Origin of the sequence: Sulfuricella sp., from assembly GCA_041651995.1 — a bacterium.
Lineage (GTDB): Bacteria > Pseudomonadota > Gammaproteobacteria > Burkholderiales > Sulfuricellaceae > Sulfurimicrobium.
Map to the genome: position 1 here is coordinate 22,139 of JBAZID010000009.1, position 15,037 is coordinate 37,175.

The 15,037-nt window shown below is 56.2% G+C and carries 16 protein-coding genes; all 16 read right to left on the reverse strand.

Translation table 11 applies throughout. From position 1 onward, the window contains the following. Positions 1 to 7 precede the first annotated feature (7 nt). Positions 8 to 610, reverse strand: a complete 603-nt coding sequence (locus tag WC392_11385) for a 4Fe-4S dicluster domain-containing protein (protein MFA5242965.1) — start codon at positions 608 to 610, stop codon at positions 8 to 10. A 12-nt stretch (positions 611 to 622) separates the two neighbouring features. After that, a complete protein-coding gene (locus WC392_11390) occupies positions 623 to 2,893 on the reverse strand; it encodes an FAD-dependent oxidoreductase (protein ID MFA5242966.1) in 2,271 nt (756 codons plus the stop codon). A gap of 3 nt (positions 2,894 to 2,896) precedes the next feature. Further along, entirely contained in the window at positions 2,897 to 4,180 is a 1,284-nt protein-coding gene (locus tag WC392_11395; GenBank protein MFA5242967.1) for an FAD-dependent oxidoreductase, read from the reverse strand. Between the two features lie 221 nt (positions 4,181 to 4,401). Further along, on the reverse strand, positions 4,402 to 4,941 hold the full coding sequence (locus tag WC392_11400; protein MFA5242968.1) for a YfcE family phosphodiesterase: 540 nt from the start codon (positions 4,939 to 4,941) through the stop codon (positions 4,402 to 4,404). Between the two features lie 84 nt (positions 4,942 to 5,025). Then, entirely contained in the window at positions 5,026 to 5,574 is a 549-nt protein-coding gene (gene ppa / locus WC392_11405) for an inorganic diphosphatase (GenBank protein MFA5242969.1), read from the reverse strand. Between the two features lie 54 nt (positions 5,575 to 5,628). After that, positions 5,629 to 7,020: a methyl-accepting chemotaxis protein gene (locus WC392_11410; protein ID MFA5242970.1), complete on the reverse strand. Its 1,392-nt coding sequence runs from the start codon at positions 7,018 to 7,020 to the stop codon at positions 5,629 to 5,631. A gap of 37 nt (positions 7,021 to 7,057) precedes the next feature. After that, positions 7,058 to 7,576, reverse strand: coding sequence for a PAS domain-containing protein (locus WC392_11415; protein MFA5242971.1), 519 nt, complete (start codon positions 7,574 to 7,576; stop codon positions 7,058 to 7,060). 181 nt (positions 7,577 to 7,757) lie between these two features. Continuing rightward, positions 7,758 to 9,812 (reverse strand): sodium-translocating pyrophosphatase, encoded by a 2,055-nt coding sequence (locus tag WC392_11420; GenBank protein MFA5242972.1) that lies wholly within the window; start codon positions 9,810 to 9,812, stop codon positions 7,758 to 7,760. Between the two features lie 145 nt (positions 9,813 to 9,957). Continuing rightward, positions 9,958 to 10,170: a hypothetical protein gene (locus tag WC392_11425; protein ID MFA5242973.1), complete on the reverse strand. Its 213-nt coding sequence runs from the start codon at positions 10,168 to 10,170 to the stop codon at positions 9,958 to 9,960. 9 nt (positions 10,171 to 10,179) lie between these two features. Further along, positions 10,180 to 11,433: a 6-phosphofructokinase gene (locus WC392_11430; protein ID MFA5242974.1), complete on the reverse strand. Its 1,254-nt coding sequence runs from the start codon at positions 11,431 to 11,433 to the stop codon at positions 10,180 to 10,182. Between the two features lie 23 nt (positions 11,434 to 11,456). Continuing rightward, a complete protein-coding gene (locus WC392_11435; GenBank protein ID MFA5242975.1) occupies positions 11,457 to 11,807 on the reverse strand; it encodes a hypothetical protein in 351 nt (116 codons plus the stop codon). Between the two features lie 13 nt (positions 11,808 to 11,820). Further along, complete coding sequence (gene adk / locus WC392_11440) at positions 11,821 to 12,474, reverse strand: adenylate kinase (GenBank protein MFA5242976.1); 654 nt, start codon at positions 12,472 to 12,474, stop codon at positions 11,821 to 11,823. A 138-nt stretch (positions 12,475 to 12,612) separates the two neighbouring features. Continuing rightward, a complete protein-coding gene (gene kdsB / locus WC392_11445; protein ID MFA5242977.1) occupies positions 12,613 to 13,371 on the reverse strand; it encodes a 3-deoxy-manno-octulosonate cytidylyltransferase in 759 nt (252 codons plus the stop codon). 62 nt (positions 13,372 to 13,433) lie between these two features. Then, a complete protein-coding gene (locus WC392_11450) occupies positions 13,434 to 13,616 on the reverse strand; it encodes a Trm112 family protein (GenBank protein MFA5242978.1) in 183 nt (60 codons plus the stop codon). Next, positions 13,597 to 14,610 (reverse strand): tetraacyldisaccharide 4'-kinase, encoded by a 1,014-nt coding sequence (gene lpxK, locus WC392_11455; GenBank protein ID MFA5242979.1) that lies wholly within the window; start codon positions 14,608 to 14,610, stop codon positions 13,597 to 13,599. The genes WC392_11450 and lpxK overlap by 20 nt, the downstream gene beginning before the upstream one ends. Next, a complete protein-coding gene (locus WC392_11460; protein ID MFA5242980.1) occupies positions 14,607 to 15,029 on the reverse strand; it encodes a biopolymer transporter ExbD in 423 nt (140 codons plus the stop codon). Before WC392_11460 ends, lpxK begins: the two co-directional genes overlap by 4 nt. Positions 15,030 to 15,037 lie beyond the last annotated feature (8 nt).

A 15,037-nucleotide genomic window follows, 5' to 3' on the forward strand; every position in this document is an offset into this window, starting at 1 on the left:
TTGCTCCTTACGCCAGTTTCCTGCGGCTGTCCTCAAGTTCCCGCGCCTTTTTCAGCATGGCCTGGAATCCACTCTTGTCCTTGACGCCGTGACCACCCATGATTTCCATCGGGCTCAAGCGCTTGGCTTTCATCATTCCCATGCCGACGCTTTGCATCGCCATGGCATTCTTGATGCCCTGGCTGTAACCGTCCTTGAAATACATGCCCAGACTCAGTTTCAACTCGTTGACTCGGCCGGTCTTGATCAGGTTGTCCCAGAACAGCTGTCCGAATTGCGCAGTCGGCTGATTCTTGGGCGCCAGACCTTCACGTTTAGCCAGATAGGCCAGGCCGTGCATGATATGAGTAATCGGCAGCTTGCGCGGGCAACGCACGATGCACTGATAGCAGGAAGTACACATCCACATGGAATCGGATGACAGCACTTCCTCACGCTTGCCGGCCCGGATCATCATGAAGATTTTCTGCGGGGTATGTTCCCAGTGTGCGCCAAGAGGGCATGAGCCGGCGCAAACGCCGCATTGCATGCACATCTTGACCCAGTGGCCTTCCTCGACGCGTTCTTCGACTTCCTTGAGGAAGTTCCTGGTGTATTTTTCGATGCTCATTCCTGTCTCCTCCTAGAAGCCTTTGAACGGGCTGGGCGGCAATGCAGCGATTTGATCCGAATACTCGTTGATCAGTCTCGGCAAGCGCTCAATGTCGGTAATCGCAGCCTCAAAGACTTGAACGCGCTCGGGTTCCAACCCCATGCCCTGGAGCGTGTCGCCCACCTTGCTCATGCGATAGCTGGCCAGTTCGGACCCCTTGACGAAGTGGCACTGGTAATCGTCGCCATGCTTGCAACCCAGCATCATCACGCCGTCGTAACCGCTGTTAAGCGCGTCGGTAATCCAGATGGTGTTGACTGAACCCAGGCAACGTACCGGAATCACGCGCACCCAGGCGGAATAGACTTCCCGGTTCATGGCTGCCATGTCGAGCGCGGGGTAGGCATCATTTTCGCACGCCAGAATCAGGATACGCGGTTTCTCTGAGAACTCGTCCGGAACATCAACGGCCTTGAGCTGGGAGCCAACGGTATCCACCGAATAGTTTTCGAAGGAAATCACACGCACCGGGCAGGCACCCATGCAGGTACCGCAACGGCGGCAACGGCTTTCGTTGAACACAGGGTAGCGTTTTTCATCTTCGTCAATGGCGCCGAACGGGCATTCCACTGTACAGCGCTTGCACTGGGTGCAGCCTTCAATACGGACGATGGGGTAGGACAGATCACCTGAACGCGGATGCGCGGCACGCCCCACGGCGGCATTCTCCACCGCCTGGATCGCCTTCATTGCCGCGCCGGTGGCATCTTCCGTAGCCTGGATGATATCCATCGGACGGCGCACCGGACCGGCGGAATAAATACCGGTACGGCGGGTTTCGTAGGGAAAGCAGATGAAGTGAGAATCGGTGAAGCCGTACTTCAATTGCGGCACGTCAGGGCCCTGCCGATAGGTCAGGTTGAGCACGGAAATCGGCTTGACCGCGCCTTCAGCCTGAGATGCATTGTAAGCATCCAGTAGCGTGCTATCACCTGCAGCCGCGGCAATTTCCGCTTTGAGTTTGGCATCGACGTCGACGCCCGAGTTAGCCACCTGACCGGTTGCCAGCACGACCAGATCGGCATTCTCGATCGCGGTCTGCTCGTTCAGAATCAGGTCCTGGAAATTTACCTTGCAGGTATTGCCAGTGGCCTCAACCGAGGAAACCTTGCCTTTGGTGAAAGTCACACCCTTGTTCTGGCCGCTACGGTAGAAATCCTCGCCGTTGCCGGGCATGCGCAAGTCGGTGTAAACCACCACAGTGTCAATATCAGGATTGCTGTCCTTGAAATACATCGCCTGCTTGACCGAAGTCAGGCAGCAGGAACCGGAACAGTACGGCAGGTGCGTGCCAGTTTCGTCGCGCTGACCGGCGCACTGCACGAACACCACGGACTTCACTTCACCGCCATCGGAAGGACGCTTGATGGGTCCGCCGTTGGCAGCCTTGGCTAGCGCTTCCAGGCCGCCCTGATCCACCACGTTGGCGGATTTTCCATAGCCCAGTTCAGGCAGCTTGTTGGCGTCGTACAGTGTGAAACCAGTGGCCTGAATAATCGAGCCCACGTCTTCTGTCACCGTGGCACCGCTTTCCTGGCTGATATCAACCTTGAAGCGCCCTGGTGCGCCTTCTGTCTTGCTGGTGATGGAGTTGGTGTAAACCTTGATATTGCTATCGGCATTGATGGCCGCAATCATCTCGTCCACACCGGTGTCCTGAGGATCGGCGTAGGGGCTGCGGGAAGGTGAACGCTTGTACAACCTGGCAGCCCAGCCACCCAGAGCAGCGCTCTTCTCGACCAGCACCACCTGATAACCAGCTTTTGAAGCCTCCAGCGCTGCGGTCATGCCGGAAATACCACCACCTACCACCAGCACGCGACGGTTGGTAGCGACTGCCGGATTGCCAGCTGGCAGCTTCATTTTCTTCACTTCGGCGCAACCCATGCGCACGTAGTCGGCGGCCATTTCCTGAGTAGTTTCGCGCGACGCTTCGTCATCCGGCCGAACCCAGATTACGCCTTCGCGCAGGTTAGCGCGGGACACGGCCACATCCGTAAAGCCGAAAGCCTCGGTCTTGGCGCGGCGCGAACAGGCCGCAACCATCACATGAGTTACTGCTTCGTTGTCGATATCGCTGCGGATCATCGCAACACCTTCCGCGTTACACAGGAAAGGATGCTCTTTCACAACCGCTGCCTTGCCTTCCTTCTGGGCCACCTTGGCCAGATCGGCGGTATCAAGCCGCTCCCCCAGTCCGCAGCCCTGACAAATGTAGGCCGCTACTTTCATGTCCGCCATTGTTTAACCCTCCGCTCTGGCAACACGGTTAATCACTTGAATCGCACGCAATGCACTCGCCGTGGCACTCTGCACCGAGCGGTTCACATCCAGTGGATTGGCAGCGCAACCGGCGCCGAAAATGGCACCGTTGGCCTGATCCTGTTCGATGAACCCGCTCGAGTCGCTAACGATTTCAGCAGGAATATTGGCCGCGCTGACAGAGGGCTCCATCCCCACCGCCAGCACCACCAGATCATGCGGCGTCGCATAGCGGTGATAACCTTCGGTATCCACACCATGCAGCACCGGGTTGCCATCCTTGTCTTCAAGAATCCTGGCCACCTTGGATTTGATGAACTTCACATTGGGATCGGCCTGGACTTTCTGGTAAAAATCCTCGAAGCGGTCAATCGCGCGAATGTCGATGTAATAGATGGTGGATTTGCCTTCGTCGCCGAAGGCCTCACGCATGTAATTGGTCTGTTTCAGGGAAGCCATGCAACAAATGCGTGAACAGTGGCGCAAATGGTTCTCATCGCGCGAACCGGCGCATTGGATGAAAGCCACATTCCTGGCTTCCTTGCCATCGGAGGGACGCAGTATCTTGCCACCGGTCGGACCGTGCGGGTCGGAAAGACGCTCGAACTCGACACTGGTGATCACGTTAGCAAAGCGGTCGTAGCCGTAGGGCTGAATCTTGTTGGCATCATAGGGCTTCCAGCCTGTTGCCCATACCACGGCGCCGGCCTTGAACTGCACTGTCTCTTCCTGCATAGACAGATCCACGGCATCGTACTTGCACGCAGCCTTGATCTTGTCGGCCTCGGGCGTGCCTATCACGGATGGATCGACGACATAACGCTGAGGATAGGACATCCGGCTTGGCAGAAACGCCGCCTTGACCTTGCCCAGATTGTAGTTAAACGCATCGTCAACCATGGTTTCCGCAGCATTGCCACAGTCACCGCAGGCGGTACAGTTTTCATTCACGTAGCGCGGCGCAATCTTTACGCTGGCTGTGTAATCCCCAGGGGAACCCGTAATACCGGTCACCTCGGCCATGGTCAGCACGCGAATACGCTTGTTCTGCTTGACGCGGCGCTGGTTGATTTCCAGTCCACAGGTGGGATGGCACAGCTTGGGGAAATAACGGTAGAGCTGGGACACACGCCCGCCCAGAGCCGGATTCTTTTCGATCAGCACCACTTCCTTGCCGCATTCAGCCGCTTCGAGCGCCGCTGTCATACCGCTGATGCCACCGCCTACGACCAGAATGGTCTGGTTGGTTGCAACGACTTCCGTCATCAGGTCTTCCTCCATCACGGATACTGACTCACACCGGCCCTAATGGCCGGTGCCTTTTGCATTAGGTTTCAAGCCCCGCAATGTTACTCTCAATCGCCACCTCAATCCATCAAACCACCCGGCTGGCTTGATTGAATCTTCTTATAACAGAATAGAGGGGGTAAATTGACCTAAAGCAGTCAGGATTATCCGGCCGTTGACTGCCAGATTTGTGATGAGGGCTAAACAGGTTCCGGAGGTGCCGGTTCTTCGAGGGCGACGTCGTAAATGTCGAACTGCATCGTCCCCAGATCACCCAGCACGTATGTTGCTGGCGCACCCACCCCACCCACCGTGCCCGGATTGACATACCAGCTATGGCCACCCTTGATGGTCGGCACAGTCTGAATGGAGGCCTTGTGATCGTGGCCGCAGCAAACCAGATCCCAGTCACCAGTGGTGGCCAGCGCTCGGGCATAGTGCGGGTAGTGGACAATGAAAATGTTGCGCCCACACAGATTGATGCCTGCATCCTGGCCATAGAAGCGGATCAGGCTGTCTGGCTCTGCGGCCAGTTTGGACATGGTAAAAAGATCACCCGTGTTATTGCCATAGATAACATGTACCGGCAGGCCGAATTTCAGCAGCGACTTCAGGGTGTGCGGAGCCACCACGTCGCCACAGTGGATCACCGCCTCTGCCCCACGGGCCTTGGCCGCCTCAACTGCGGCGGCCATGAGATTGCGGTTATCGTGACTGTCGGAAATAATGCAGATTTTCATATTTATTCGTGAGGAGTTAGGGGTTAGGCGTAAGGGGAAACCCGCCAACACGCCTAACCCCTCACGTCTCACTCCTCACGGAAGTTAAAACATCGGTTTTTCGGCGGCATTCTGGTAGCGCGACACGCCGTCCAGAATTTCCTTCTTGGCCTCATCCGCCCCTACCCAGTCCTGCACCTTGACCCATTTTCCAAGCTCAAGATCCTTGTAGTGCTGGAAGAAATGCGTAATCTGGGAGGTAGTCCACTCCGGCAGATCGCGCGGAGATTCAACGTTGCGGTAGATATTGCACAGCTTGTCGATCGGTACCGCCAAAAGCTTGGCATCTATCCCCGCCTCATCCTCCATCTTGAGCATGCCCACCGGGCGGCAACGCACCACCACGCCAGTAATCAGCGGCACCGGGGTGATCACCAGCACGTCGACCGGATCCCCATCATCAGACAGGGTATGAGGGATATAGCCATAGTTGCAGGGGTAATGCATTGCAGTGGACATGAAGCGATCAACGAACATGGCCCCGGTATCCTTGTCCACTTCATACTTGATGGGGTCCCCATGCATGGGAATTTCGATAATCACGTTGAAATCATTGGGCAAATCATTGCCGGACTTGACGCGGTCAAGATTCATGACGTCGCTCCAAAAAGATGGGGATTATAGCCGATGTAGCATTTTCGTTGTGGCTCATGCCTTCTCGCGTCCGTATTTTTCCACCACCATGCTATCCATGCCTTCCATGACTTTGCTGCTGGCATCTTCCATGGCCTTGAAGGTGTCAAAAATACGATTCTGCACTTCGGCATCATGCTCCCATCCCTGCTCGACCAGCGCGATCGCCCGGTGGGCGGCATTGTGGACCTCGGCATGCACCGGCTCAAGTCTGGCGTAGCCAGGCGAGGCGCCAAACTGCTCCCTGCCCATGCCTTCATACCATTTCCCGAGGCGGCAGTTGTGGTGATCCACGCTCACCGCAGTCACCACTTCTGCCTGCGTACCCTCCGCAATCACGCGGTAGGCCCGCTGTTTGTAAACCACATGATCGATCTTGACCAGTGAGGCAAAACTGATGTCCTGCGCATAGGTGACATTACTTTCCGTGGTAAGCGCGGAGTCGGCAAACCGCGAGAACCTCTGTTCGACTTCGCCAATAATACCGCGCGAGCTATCCGCAACATTCTTCATGGAGCCAGCCTCATCCAGCATGGTCGCGGCTTCCCGGGTCAGCGCCTGCATCACCACGCCAATCTCGGAAGAGGCATGCTTGGTGTTTTCCGCCAGTTTCCTCACTTCGTCTGCCACCACTGCAAAACCTCGCCCGGCCTCACCGGCACGCGCCGCTTCAATGGCAGCATTGAGCGCCAGCAGATTGGTCTGATCAGCTATGCTGGTAATCAGTTTGACCGCACGCGATACTGCTTCGCCTCGCGAATTGAGCTGGGCAATAGTGGTGTTGGTATGATCGATCATGGTTGAAATCCGAGTCATGGCGCTGACCAGTGTTTGCACCGAAGACTGGCTTTCCGCCACGTCTCGTGCGGTCTGGCGCGAAATATCGGTGACCTCCTGCATACGGTCACAAACGATTTTGAGGTCGCGCTGATTGGTCACCAGATTATTCAGCAGATTACGGTTGTTCAGCTCGGACAACCGGGAAGTCATCACATTGCGCATGGCATGCTGGGCATTCTCTTTCATTGCACCAAGAGAAACATTGATGTTTTCCAACGCGGTACGGAAAGTCCCATGCAGGCCGGCAGGCATAGCCTTGCGGAAATAACGCGCTTCACTTGAAGACTTGAAGGACGAATCGACCTCGCGAAAAAAAGTTTCCAGCTGATCCAGCATATCGTTGATGTTCCAGCACAGCTCCCCCAGCCGGTCTTTGCTGGTAATGCTGGTGAAGCGCTGGTCAAAGAAGCCGCGTCCGACATCATTGCTGATTTCCCGCAGTTGCTCCAGGGTTGCCAGCATGGCACTGGATTGGCGCCATTGCAGCACGCTCAGCACCACTCCCACGGCCAGCGCAACGACTGACAGCCAGGGCATTTGCAGCCAGGCGCCAAGCGTTGCCAGCACGAGCAATCCAGCAAAAATGAGCGGTGGCAGTTTCAGCTTAGAGGGTAAGGATAAATTCGTCATAGCCGACCCCTTTCTCCACAAGTATTTGGTTCAAAATGCTTCCCGATGCCGCCATGGCATCGCGCGCCCCTGCCCTGGCCTCTTCTGCCAGCATGGCCCGGTACAAATCGGCCACGGCCGGGATGACATCGGGCCTGGGTTTGCGCCGCACCGAAAGATAGCCGATCACGTTGCCATTCTGGTCATAGGATGGCGTGACATGGGCAAAAACCCAATAAAACCCGCCATCCTTTGACATGTTTTTCACATAAGCGAATACCTCCTGCCTCAGTGCCAGCCTGTCCCACAAGAGTTTGAACACCGCGCGCGGCATGTCCGGATGGCGAATGATGTTGTGCTGCGACCCCAGTAGTTCCTGCTCCGTGTAACCTGAAAACTCAATGAAGATACGGTTACCGTAGGTAATGCGCCCCTTGAGGTCGGTTTTCGAGACGATGAAATCGTCTTCGCGCATCACTCTTTCCTTGTTGGCCGGCGTGACATTTCTTTTCATTTATTCCTTACCCCCTCCATGCCTATCTTTCCCTTATTTATCCATAGGTGGAACTAGCCAGAACAGCAAGTCAGTCTGACACCGCTATTGCATCAAGTGATTCTATTCCCCAGATCCGAGGTGCGACAATAAATAAAAAAGGGCGGGTTTCCCCGCCCTTCTTCCAGAGATATTACATTGATCAGATCAGCGGCACGATCATCAGTGCAACGATGTTAATGATCTTGATCAGCGGGTTCACCGCCGGGCCTGCCGTATCCTTGTATGGATCACCTACGGTGTCGCCGGTCACCGCAGCCTTGTGGGCTTCGGAGCCTTTGCCGCCGAAATTGCCTTCCTCGATGTATTTCTTGGCATTATCCCAGGCGCCACCACCGGTAGTCATGGAAATTGCCACGAAAATTCCGGTGATAATGGTACCGATCAGCACACCACCCAGAGCTTGCGCACCCAGGGTCAGACCAACTATGAGGGGGACAGCAACCGGCAGAAGAGAAGGAACAATCATTTCCTTGATCGCCGCCTTGGTCAGCATATCCACTGCCTTGGAATAGTCAGGCTTGGCCGTTCCTGCCATGATGCCCGGAATTTCCTTGAACTGGCGGCGCACTTCGACCACCACGGAGCCAGCAGCACGGCCCACGGCTTCCATTCCCATGGCAGCGAACAGGTAAGGCACCATGCCGCCGATGAACAATCCAATGATAACCATGTGATTGGACAGGTCGAAGGTCATCGCCTTGGCCAGAGGGTCAATCAGGAGCGCATGAGCATTGATCGAGTGCGTGTAGTCGGCGAACAGCACCAGCGCAGCCAGACCGGCGGAACCAATTGCGTAGCCCTTGGTCACGGCCTTGGTGGTGTTGCCAACTGCATCGAGTGGATCAGTGATGTTGCGGATATCATCCGGCAAACCGGCCATTTCCGCGATACCACCAGCGTTATCGGTGATCGGGCCGTATGCATCAAGCGCCACGATAATCCCGGCCATGGACAGCATGGAAGTCGCTGCAATGGCGATACCGTACAGGCCACCCAGGGCATAGGCGCCGCCAATGGCGGCACATACTGCCAACACGGGAGCGGCGGTGGATTTCATCGACACGCCCAGGCCGGCGATCACGTTGGTGCCATGACCGGTGGTAGAAGCTTCCGCGATGTGACGCACCGGGCTGAACTCGGTTGCCGTGTAGTATTCAGTAATCCACACCAGCGCGGCAGTCAATGCCAAACCAATCAGGGAGGCCAGATACAGGTTCATCGACGTTACCAACTTGCCGTCGATCATCACGCCTTCACCCAGAATCATGGTGGTCACGGGGTAGAAAGCGACCACCGCCAGCAAGCCAGACACGATCAGGCCTTTGTACAGCGCGTTCATGATTTTGGCGCCCGGCTGCGTCTTGACGAAGAAGGTACCGATAATCGACGCGATGATCGAGACACCGCCCAGCACCAGCGGATAGATCACCGCTTCAGGAGAGCCGGTAATCATCAGACCACCCAGCACCATGGTGGCGATAATGGTCACGGCGTAGGTTTCGAACAGGTCGGCTGCCATACCCGCGCAGTCGCCCACGTTGTCGCCCACGTTATCGGCGATCACGGCAGGGTTACGGGGGTCGTCCTCAGGGATGCCGGCTTCGACCTTACCCACCAGGTCAGCGCCGACGTCAGCGCCCTTGGTGAAGATACCGCCACCGAGCCGGGCGAAGATGGAGATCAGCGAGCTACCGAAGGCCAGACCCACCAGTGAATGAGTCGCCTCAGTGGCACTGGAACCCACACCGAGAGTCAGGAAAGCGTAGTAACCGGCCACACCCAGAAGACCCAGGCCCACCACCAGCATGCCGGTAATCGCGCCGCCCTTGAAGGCAACGTTCAACGCGGCGTTAATGCCATCCTTGGCGGCTTCTGCAGTACGCACGTTGGCGCGCACCGAGACGTTCATGCCGATAAAGCCAGTCAGGCCCGACAGGATTGCACCAAGCGCAAAGCCGACCGCAGTCTGCCAGCCCAAAGCCACAAAAATGGCCACGAGAAGAATTACGCCAACGACACCAATCGTGGTGTACTGCCGATTCAGGTACGCTGAAGCACCTTCCTGTACCGCCGCTGCAATTTCCCGCATGCGGTCGTTACCGGTTGGCAACCCCAGAATCCACTTTATTGAAACCGCTCCGTACAGGAGCGCCGCACCCGCACAAACTAGCGCAAACAAAAGACCGACTGACATGATGACCATCCCTTCTTGCTGATATTACTAGGCCAATCCGGGCTGGCCCTACGCCCCCGTTGATCATCCCGCGGCCTGCCTGGCCCGCGGTTAGACCCTGTTTTTATAGTTTTACAACCTACCGATCCTTTTCGGATTCTTGCTTTCAGCTTTTCACCAACATACCGCTTTCGAAACGGTCGCCTGGCTCAAAGCCAAACACCCGATCCAATTGCATCTCGCGGACCAACTGGTCCACCGCTACCTGACCGTGCTCCTTCTGCACCTCCGACAAGACCAGTTTGGCTGAATTGGCATTGTAACCACCAGCAAAACTGGTCTGAATCGTGAGAAGCTGACGTGCCCGGTCAAGCGTCACGGCCAACCATTACAACTTGAACTCCGGTAGCTTCTTGGCGACAGCCACGTTCTTGAGTGTCACATAGTCAGGCAGACCATCCTTGTACGGCGGGTAATCTTCTCCCTGAATCAGTGGTGCAAGGTAACGCTTGCACTTCGCAGTAATGCCAAAGCCATCCTTGGTAATGAAATCCTTGGGCATGAATTTCTCGACGTTCGCCACGTCCTTGAGATCAGCCACGCCGATCTTGTATTTGTATGGCGAATCGGAAAGACGCTGCACCGTCGGCATCACCGAGTTGCGCCCCTTGGCGGCCAGCTCCACGGCTGCCTTGCCAAGCTGGTAAGCCTGCTTGACGTCGGTCTTGGAAGCGATATGCCGCGCGGCACGCTGCAGGTAATCCGCTACCGCCCAGTGGAACTTGTAGCCCAAAGCATCCTTGATCATATTAGCCACCACTGGCGCAGCTCCACCCAGCTGGGCATGACCGAAGGCATCGCGAGTGCCCTGCTCGGCAAGGAACTTGCCGTCCGGGTAGTGACAGCCCTCTGATACCACGATGGTGCAGAAACCATGCTGTTTGACGTTTTCATCCACTTTGGCAAGGAACTTCTTCTGATCGAATTCCACTTCAGGGAACAGGATCACCACTGGAATGCCATGATCTTCCACCAGGCCGCCCGCAGCAGCGATCCAGCCAGCGTGGCGCCCCATCACCTCGATGACAAACACCTTGGTGGATGTTTTTGCCATGGACTTGACATCAAATGAAGCCTCAAGGGTGGATACGGCGATGTATTTAGCGACAGACCCGAAACCCGGGCAGCAATCGGTGATCGGCAAATCATTGTCGACAGTCTTGGGAACATGGATGGCCTGGATCGGATAACCCATGGCTTCGGACAGCTGGGAAACCTTGAAACAGGTATCGGCTGAATCACCGCCACCGTTATAGAAGAAGTAGCCGATATTGTGTGCCTTGAATACTTCGATCAGGCGCTCATATTCGCGCTTGTTGGCCTCCAGCGACTTGAGCTTGAACCGGCAGGACCCAAAAGCGCCAGATGGCGTATGACGCAGGGCGGCAATCGCTTCCGCTGATTCCTTTGAGGTGTCGATCAGGTCTTCGGTCAGTGCACCGATGATACCGTTGCGACCGGCATAAACCTTGCCAATAACGTCCTTGTGTTTGCGCGCGGTTTCAATCACGCCACAGGCGGAAGCATTGATGACGGCTGTCACACCGCCAGATTGAGCATAAAACGCATTCTTTTTTGCCATCCCATCCTCCAAATGTTTTCGTTTCAGGCGGACCTGGTACTGCGTTGGTCCGCTTCCATTTTCAATAATAGAGACACGCATTCCGCCAGATCATCGTATTCGCGGCGGCCGGTGCCATACTGCTCTCTTTTGGAATAGAAAAACTGGCTGCGATAAAGGCCGTCCCCAACCTTGAAAATCACAAAATGCGCCGTACCGTCGGTCCAGTACAGCGTCGGACAGGAAGTCACTTCGCGGTCGGCAGGGTCAAGGCGAATATCGGAATCCGCCACCTGGACCTCGACCACACCGGCACCAAAACGCTCCTTGACCGCGGTTTCCACCACCCACAGCTGGGCGCTGGTGATGTCCGGGACGCTTGCTCTTTTCTTCATCACAGCCAGAGTTTTATTTCAGCGCCGCAAAAATGGCGTCGCGGATCTGATCCACTTTGCCGACGCCGGCGATCTTCACGCACTTGGGTGCGCCAGCCGCACCAGATACGGACCAGTCGGAGTAGTACTTGACCAGCGGCTCGGTCTGGGCGTGGTAGATGTCCAGACGCTTCTTGACCGTTTCTTCCTTATCGTCGTCACGCTGGATCAGGTCTTCACCCGTCTCGTCATCCTTGCCGGCCACTTTTGGCGGGTTGAACACGACGTGGTAGGTGCGGCCGGAAGCCACGTGCACGCGACGGCCCGACATGCGCTTGACGATTTCCTCGTCAGCCACGTCGATTTCGACCACGTAATCAATCGGCACGCCGGCTGCCTTCATGGCCTCAGCCTGGGGAATGGTGCGTGGAAAGCCGTCAAACAGGTAGCCGTTCTTGCAATCATCCTGGGTCAGGCGTTCTTTCACCATGCCGATAATGATGTCATCGGATACCAGACCGCCTGCATCCATGATTTTCTTGGCGGCCACGCCCAACTCCGAGCCTGCCTTGACGTGGGCACGCAACATGTCGCCGGTAGAAATCTGCGAAATGCCAAACTTTTCCTTGATATAGTTGGCCTGTGTACCTTTACCGGCTCCCGGACCACCGAGAAGAATCATACGCATTGTCTACCTCCTGAATTTTATTGAAGTGCTGATACCATTGCGGATAAGAATATCTTGTTTTTCTAACTTACAGTCAAGGTTATTGCAATTAGCTTACGCTGCACATTTAATTTTTTTTATAAAGAGATAAGCCCGTTATTATTTTGCCCCTGTCCTGAACAGACTGCGCACTCGCTCCAGGTCTTCCGCCGTATCCACCCCTGCTGCCGGCAGCTGTGAAGTTACAGCAACGCTGATCCTGTAACCATGCCACATGGCACGTAACTGCTCCAGCGCCTCGTACCGTTCAATCGCCGCCGGCGCCAAACTGGCATACGTCTTGAGAAACCCGGCGCGATAGGCGTAGATACCGATATGGCGGTACACCGGCATGTCCACTGGAAATTCATCGGCGGCAAACGCATCGCGTGCATAGGGAATCGGTGCACGGCTGAAATACAGGGCATAGCTCTCCCGATCCAGCACCACTTTTACCACATTTGGGTTGAACATCTCGTCCCGTTCATGAATCCGGTGACAAGCAGTGGAAATCGCTGCTAGCTGATGGTCATGCAGATGCTTCGCCACGGCGCCGATCAAGGCGGGATCGATCAGCGGTTCATCGCCCTGCACGTTGACGACCAGCGTGTGCTCGTCCCAGCCGCGCTGTGCAGCCACTTCGGCGATGCGATCGGTGCCGGAGGCATGGTCCGGCGAAGTCATGCACACATTCAAGCCATGGTCACGTGCCGCATCGGCGACGCCGTCATGGTCAGTGGCGATCCACACCTCTTCTGCCCCGCTTTGCATCGCCCGTTCCGCCACTCTCACCACCATGGGCTTGCCGGCTATATCCGCCAGCGGCTTGCCGGGCAGGCGAGTAGATGCGTAGCGTGCGGGAATAACGACCTTGAACATAGTGAACAGCGAATTGTGAGCAGTGAGCGGCACAAAACTGCTTACCGCTTACTGCTCACATTTCACCCAATCTCCTCGTCAGCGGGCAGCTTGCGCGCCTCCTCCTCCAGCATCACAGGAATATCATCCTTGACCGGATAAGCCAGGCGGCAGGGCTTGCAGATCAGTTCCTGTACCGCCTTCTTGTAAACCAACGGCCCCTTGCACAAGGGGCACACCAAAATTTCAAGTAGTTTCGCGTCCATCCAGTTTCCTTAGTAGTTCCAGAATTTTTGGTCCGAATTCCGGATCCATTTCAGCCGTAACCGGCAAGACCCAGTATCGGTTGTCAGCAAATGCTGCGCACTTCACGGCATCCTTCTCTGTCATCAGCAACGCGTCAGCATCGGGCCAATCCAGATCACCCGGCAAGTAAACGTGATGATCGGGAAAAACATGCGTGACAAAATCCAGTCCCAAACCGTGCAAATGATCAAAAAATCGCTGCGGATGGCCAATACCGGCCAAGGCATGCAACTTCAACCCCGCCAGGTCCGCCGCCGGTCGCGTCTCGCCTGAGCGCAGGTTGGTCAACCGTTCCCCAGTTAAATGCATCTGATATTGGGCAGCCAACCCCTCAAGAGCATCACCGCCATTTACCACTACCGCATCCACCCGGTTCAGGCGCCACAAGCCTTCGCGCAAGGGGCCGGACGGCAACAATCTACCATTGCCAAATCGGCGCTGCCCATCCACCACTGCAATTTCGACGTTTCGCCGCAGGCGATAATGCTGCAAACCGTCATCGCAAAGAATTACATTACAGTCCGGGTGCGCTGCCAGCAGGGCACGCCCTACTGCCGCACGGTTACGCCCTACCCAGACGGGGCTGGCGGATTTGCGTGCCAGTAAAACAGGTTCATCCCCTTTCAAAGCTGGATCGTCAACCGGGCCAACCGGACACGCCTCCACGGCACGACTGCCATAACCGCGGCTTACAATGCCCGGCCTATAGCCCTGTTTCCGCAGGAACTGCGCCAGCCAGAGCACCAGCGGCGTCTTGCCGCTGCCGCCGACAGTGATATTTCCCACCACGATCACTGGCACCGGCAGTGATCCGGAAGCCATCAAGCCATATCTGAACGCCACCCGGCGCGAAGCAGAAAGCAGCCAGAACAGAGCGCTGAACGGCAACAACACGAGCTGCCACAAACCATGGCGGTACCACTGTTTTTCCAGCCAGGCAGACCCTGCGGTCACTTGCCGTTCTTCGCCTGGGTGGCGAAACTGATGCGATTGAAACCCGCCAGACGCGAAGCTTCCATGATATTGATTACGGACTGGTGAGTGGCCTCGGCATCTGCATTAATCACAACTACAGGGTCGGTCCGCCCCCCCGCCGCACGGCGCAGCGCCTCGCTCAATACATCCACCCCGAGCTTGGCCACGGGAGCACGATTGATGACGTAATGGCCGGAAGCATCGACCGCAACTATGATTTCGTTCGGCTTTTCCGCCTGTTTCTCGGCATCAGCAGTTGGCAGATTGATTTGCAATTCGGCAATCTGGGAAAAGGTGGTGGTCACCATGAGGAATATCAGGATCACCAGCAACACATCGATCATCGCTATCAGGTTGATTTCTGGATCTTCCTTCAGCCTGCCACGTTGGAAATTCATGCGGGACG